General features: G+C 63.7%; 3 protein-coding genes. 1 reads left to right on the plus strand and 2 read right to left on the minus strand.

From position 1 onward, the window contains the following. Positions 1-367: 367 nt before the first annotated feature. Both AC0L14_RS25345 and AC0L14_RS25350 read right to left on the minus strand, forming a co-directional pair. Positions 368-1,657, minus strand: coding sequence for a M23 family metallopeptidase (locus AC0L14_RS25345; protein WP_473751103.1), 1,290 nt, complete (start codon positions 1,655-1,657; stop codon positions 368-370). Positions 1,658-1,843: 186 nt separating this feature from the next. Beyond that, positions 1,844-2,311: a peroxiredoxin gene (locus tag AC0L14_RS25350; RefSeq protein ID WP_473751104.1), complete on the minus strand. Its 468-nt coding sequence runs from the start codon at positions 2,309-2,311 to the stop codon at positions 1,844-1,846. A gap of 96 nt (positions 2,312-2,407) precedes the next feature. On the opposite strand from AC0L14_RS25350, the gene AC0L14_RS25355 reads away from it, so the two are divergent. Continuing rightward, positions 2,408-5,791, plus strand: a complete 3,384-nt coding sequence (locus AC0L14_RS25355; RefSeq protein ID WP_473751105.1) for a hypothetical protein — start codon at positions 2,408-2,410, stop codon at positions 5,789-5,791. The last annotated feature ends 209 nt before the right edge of the window (positions 5,792-6,000 follow it).

The following is a 6,000-nucleotide window of genomic DNA, read 5'->3' on the forward strand; positions in this document are numbered from 1 at the left end:
GAGATTGACAGCTTCGACGCGGTGCTCATTCATGAGAGACTGGCGATTGACGAAAGCCGGGATAACCGCCGATCTCCGCAATGGGCAGGGCTATCGCAGGTAGAAAGCCGAGGCTTTCGCTCTACGATGTACCCCACCCCTAACCCCTCCCCACAAGGGGGGAGGGAGACTTCCGCTGGCGCTGACCTCGGCAAATTGCCTGCCTTTCGGCGCCAAAGGGGAAGTAAGGGCGCGCGGCAGCGTTCCCTCCCCCTTGTGGGGAGGGTTAGGATGGGGGTCCACCTTCGCAAAAATCCAAATACGATTGCCCTGCCGCAATGGGGGAGATGGTCGGCACGACAGGCTGCAACTATGCCAGGGAATTAGATCAGAGGTACTGCGCGACCTTCTTGCCGACCCTGAGGAAGCGCAGCGGGTCGATGGCTTCGCCGTTGTGGCGGATCTCGTAATGCAGATGCGGGCCGGTCGAGCGGCCGCTGCTGCCGGTCATGCCGATGACATCGCCGGCGTTGAGCCTCTTGCCGACGGTCACGTTGATTTTGCTGAGATGCCCATAGCGCGTCGCAAAGCCGTTGCCATGGTCGACCTCGACCATGCGGCCATAGCCGCCGTTCCAGCTGGCCTTGACGACGATGCCTGGCGCCGTGACCTTGGCGGGCATTCCGGTCGGCGCCCTGAAATCCATCCCTGAATGCAGCGCGGCGGTGCCGAGCAGCGGGTCGGTGCGCACGCCAAACGGGCTGGTGACCGAGCGACCGGGGGCGGGATTGGCGAGCGGCAGCCGTCGCGCCTCCGTCTTCAGACGGTCGAGCGCGTCCAGCGCCTCGTCGAGTTCCCTTACCTTGCTGTCGAACGTCATCGAACTGTCGAGCGGTATCAGCGGACCGCCGGCATCGCTCTTGCCGAAATCGCTGTCGACCGGCAGGCCAGCCGCCTCGAGCGCCTGAGAGATCGCGTCGGCGTTTCTGTAGGCGTTGTCGGCAAGCGTGGTGATGCGGGTGAGCTGCTGGCTCTCTATGGCCTTGAGCGACTCGTTGATCGATACGAACAGTCTGTCGGCACGATCGGCCGCCGTGTCGCTCGGCAGCGGATCGGTGCGGGTCGACCACAGGGAGAACGGCTTGGTATCGCCGGCGCTAGGGTTGGCGCCGACGCTGGCAACCGAATAGGCCTGCGGCTGGGCGTCGGTCCCGTCGGCGCGTTTATCAGGCTTCGCGGACGCAGCAGTGCCCGCGGCAGCTGGCGTGCCGGCATCGCTCTCGCTGCGTTCGAGGAGCGGGCCGAGGCGGCCATGGCGCAGGCTGAGCTGGGTCTGTCGTTCCAGCAGTTCGCCAACCTTGGTTTCCATGAGCTGCTGGTCGAGAAGCTGCCGGCTGGTGATCCGGTCGACCTGGGCGCGCAATGCGGAGATGCGGTCCTCATAGGCCTGCTGCATGCGCGCCTGCCGTGCCGTGGTTGCGCCGATCAGGTCGTCGCGCAGCACGAGGTAGGAGGTCGCCAGCAGATAGCCTATGGCCACCGCCGCCAGCGCGGAGCCGCAAAATGCGGCTGCCCATGGCCGTATGGTGAAATGCCTTATCTCGTTGCCACGAGCGATAATGACCGTGTGGGGCTCCTTGCGCCTGCCGAAGACCGTTGACTGACTGGCTACGTTCACGGGACCAAGCTTTCGTTACGACACCAACGACAAGCCTGATTACACATCATTAAGGTTAACGGTCGGTTGCTAACGCCCAGATGCTTGCAGCCCATGGGTTGTAGCCGAATTGGCATCAGGGGCTGACGTGCAGGCTCCGGCGCCTGATGCCTCACATTCGGCTTCAGGCCACAGCCGGTGTTTACGTCAAAGCGCGCGCACCGCCTCCAGCACCGCCTCTTCATGGCCTTTGACGCGAACGTTTCGCCAGATCCGGGCGATCCGCCCGTCGCTGCCAATCAGGAACGTTGCACGCTCGACACCCATATAGCGGCGACCATAAAGCTTCTTCTCGACCCACAGGTGATAGGCTTCGATCACTTTGCGCTCCTCGTCGGCGACAAGGTCGATGGTCAGATCGTATTTTGATTTGAATTTGTCGTGTTTTCGGACGCTGTCCGGCGACAGGCCGATGACGGCGGCGCCGAGCTTTTCGAATTCGGGCTTCAGCTGCGAAAAGCCGATCGCCTCATTGGTACAGCCGGTGGTGTCGTCCTGCGGATAGATGTAAAGCACGACCGGCTTTCCGAGGAAGGCCGCGAGGCTGAGCGATCCGCCGCCGTCGCGGGGAAGATCGAATTGCGGCGCCAGCTCGCCGACGTCGAGATCAGCCATATCGATGCCCTTGTTTGTGGTTACGCGCCAAGCCGCATCGATATAATGTGAAACTGGGATTCGTCCACCGGTCGAGTTCGTTCAACGGAAAATTGCGTGGATCAGGAGCAGCCGCAGCACGAGAAGATCAGATTCAGGCGTGATGAGATCACCGACCTGGCTGCCTTCCCGTCCGCGTGCCGCGTACCGCCGCTCGGCCAGGCGTCGATCGGCCGCGGCGTTCGTATTCTTGCGCGGCTGTTTGCCGGCCTTATGGCCCTTGTGCTGCTGGCCGCTGTCGCTGTGTATGCGATCGGCATGTCCGGTTTCGGCGCCGAGCGGCTGCGGGCCGAAGCGGAAGCGGCCATCGAGAAATTGGCCGGCGTCGACGTCGATGTTGCGGTTGGGCCGGCCCGTCTGACGCTCGACGGGTCGAGCTTCATCGCGCTGCAGGTCAGCGACGTCAGCCTCAAAGCCGCCGACGGCAAGCCAATGGCCGACGCCGGGCGTGTCCGCTTCGGCATAAGGCTGATACCGCTGCTTTCGGGCGAGGTGCGGCTCACCAGCGCCAGGATTTCCGATGCACGCATCGTGATGGCGGCGCTGCCATCGGGCGGCGACTGGACGGCGGCACTGCGCAATGGAGATGGCCTCGTCGATCCGGAAAGACTGTCCGATGCGGTCTTTGCCAACATCAACCACGCGCTCGATGCGGTGCGCGAGGATTCGATGCGCCAGATCGACCTCCACAATGTCGACCTCGTTCTGCCCGAGGCGGGGTCGGTCAAACTGGTCAGGATCACAGATGCCGCCGTTGCGCAGTCGGGGCCGGGCGGCATGGAGTTTTCATCCGACGCGGATATCGACGGCAGGGCGCTCACCATCGCTGCCTCAGCCACCCGGGATACGACGACACAGCGCGTGACGGCGTTGGATGCCAGCGTCGAGATAGCGCAGGCCGACAAGGCTGCGGCCGCGCCGGGCGGGACGCTGGGTGCGATTGCCTTGAAGCTGGCGGGGTCGGAAGGATCCGGCGAGAACGCGTCGCGGCTGACGGCCTCGTTGTCGTTCGCCGGTTCCGTGCTCGATTTTGGCTCGCGTGGCTCGCTTACAGCAGACGCCGATCTGGATGCGACACTTGTCGCCGGGTCGAACAAGATCCAGGTCGACAAACTGCTGTTGAAAACCGATCGCTCGATCTTCAATTTCGCTGGTTCGATCGGGCCGAAGCCTGCGACCGGGACAGCGGGCGAGGAGCCATCCTATCGCTACGACCTGACCAGCGACGGCTCGACGCTGGCGCCTTCGGAATCCTCCGAACCTGCGCTCAATTTCATCGCCCGCGTCGCCGGCGTCTACCAGACCAGGAGCCACAAGCTCGTGGCCGAGCAGATCGGGATCAGGTCCGGAACCGCCAGCGAGGCACTGGGCACGGCTTCGGTTGAGTTCGTCGAGGGAAAGGTGCCGGGCATATCTGTTGCCTTCAACGTCCACGACATGCCGGTCTCGCATGTCAAGCAGTTGTGGCCCTGGTTTTCCGCGCGAAAGGTTCGCCTTTGGGTGCTGAAGAACCTGTTCGGCGGCCGCGTCGTCGATGCGAGCCTGCAATTCCAGGTTGTGCCAGGGCGTCTCGGCAACGGGATCCCGCTTTCATCAGATGAAGTGTTCGGCCGTTTCCAGATCGAGGGATCGCGTTTCGATACGGCCGGCCACATCCCGCCGATACGCGATGCCGTGGGCGTCGCCGAATTCCACGGCAACGACGTCGACATCGCCTTGTCCTCGGGCAACGTCTATATGGGCAGCGGCCGCACGGTGGCGGCAAGCAACGGCACGATGACGATCAAGGCGGCGAACCGCCCGCCGGTGATCGGCGCGCTCGATATCGACGTCGCCGGGGAAGCGTCCGCAATCGCCGAACTCGCCTCTTATGATCCGATCAATGCCATGCGCCATGTCGGCCTGCTGCCGGAAGATCTGTCGGGCACGGTGACCGGCCACGTCAAGGCGGACATTCCGCTACAGTCCGGCGTCGACAGGTCGAAACTCGATTGGCTGGTGACGCTCGATTACAAGGACCTGTCGCTGGGCAAGCCGTTCGAAGGCCAGACGGTGACCGACGCCGACGGTTCGATCAGTGTGGAGCCTGAGAAGGCCGTGATCTCCGCCAAGGCGCTGCTCAACGGCATTCCAGCCGAACTCGACCTGATCGAACCGCTCAGGGATGGCGGACCGCCACGCAGCCGGAAAGTGGCGCTGGTGCTCGACGACAAGGTGCGTGCCGCCGCCATGCCTGGCCTGTCGGAGCTACTTTCGGGAACCGTCAAGGTTGAGATCGACAAGAGCGGCACGGGCAACGAGACTGTCTCGGCGGACCTGACCAATGCCAGGCTGGACATTCCCTGGGCAGGCTGGAGCAAGGGACCCGGCATTCCAGCCAATGTCACATTTGCCATGGCCAAGTCCGGCGACACCACGACGCTGTCCGACTTCGACCTGAATGGAAAGACTTTTTCGATCGACGGCGACGTGGTGCTGGTCAACGGCGCCCTGTCCTCGGCGCGGTTCAGCAACGTCAAGTTGAACCGGGGAGACGACGTTGCCGTGTCGGTGAAACGATCGGGCAAGGGCTACGCGATCGACATCAGCGGCAGCGCGTTGGACGCGCGCTCGCTGATCAAGCAATTCACGTCCGATGTCGACACCGCCACCAAGGCCACGGGTTCCGACGCGATTTCGGTGAGCGCCGATGTCAATTCGCTGACCGGCTTCCACAACGAGACACTGTCGAACCTGAAGCTCGACTACAGCGCCGCCGGCTCCAGGGTGAACGGCCTCAAGGTGAGCGCCACGGCAAGTTCGGGTGCTGCCATCAGCATCAGCAATACGACCGGCGCCGGCAAGCGCGCCCTCAACGTGCGATCGGCCGACGCCGGCGCAATCCTGCGGTTCCTCAACATCTACGAGCATATGGAGGGCGGCTCGATCGCCCTGGCGCTCGCCGGGGCAAGCGATGGGCCGATGAAGGGCCAGGTCGACTCGCATGATTTCTTCGTGGTCAACGAGCCGAAACTCGCCTCGCTCGTATCGACGACGCCGGCCGGTGACAGCCGCAGCCTCAACGAAGCCGTCAAAGCCAATATCGACACGTCGAGAGTGAAGTTCGAGCGCGGCTTTTCCGAGATCGAAAAGGGCGCCGGCTATCTGAAGCTGGCCAATGGCGTGCTGCGCGGCCCGCGGATCGGCACCACCTTCCAGGGCACGCTCTACGACCAGAACAACAACATGGACATGACCGGCACCTTCATGCCGGTCTACGGCATCAACCGCATTTTTGGCGAACTGCCGCTGTTCGGCGCGCTGCTCGGCAATGGCCGCGATCGCGGGCTGATCGGCGTGACCTACCGGCTCAGGGGCGATGCCAACAAGCCGAAACTGGACGTCAATCCGCTGTCGGTGATCGCGCCGGGAATTTTCAGGTCGATCTTCGAGTACCGGTAAGGTCAAAACCCAATCACTTCGAGCGACCGAGTCTTGGCCCTCAGTGGATCGCCCCGGCAGAATTCACGCCCATGACCCCTGGACCCAGCCCCCCGCGCGCCCCGGGCGCCGGCGGCGGGGGGGGGCTGGGGGGGGGGGGGGGGGGGTTTTGGGGGGGCCGCTTTTTACCGCCGACTTGTTTGGGGCGGCGCCTCTATGTCGTCCTCGCC

It is taken from the genome of Mesorhizobium sp. WSM4841 (genome assembly GCF_055811515.1).

Excerpts from the sequence above, each read along its gene's own strand:
- AC0L14_RS25350 (WP_473751104.1), bottom strand. The coding sequence starts at position 2,311 with ATGGCTGATCTCGACGTCGGCGAGCTGGCGCCGCAATTCGATCTTCCC.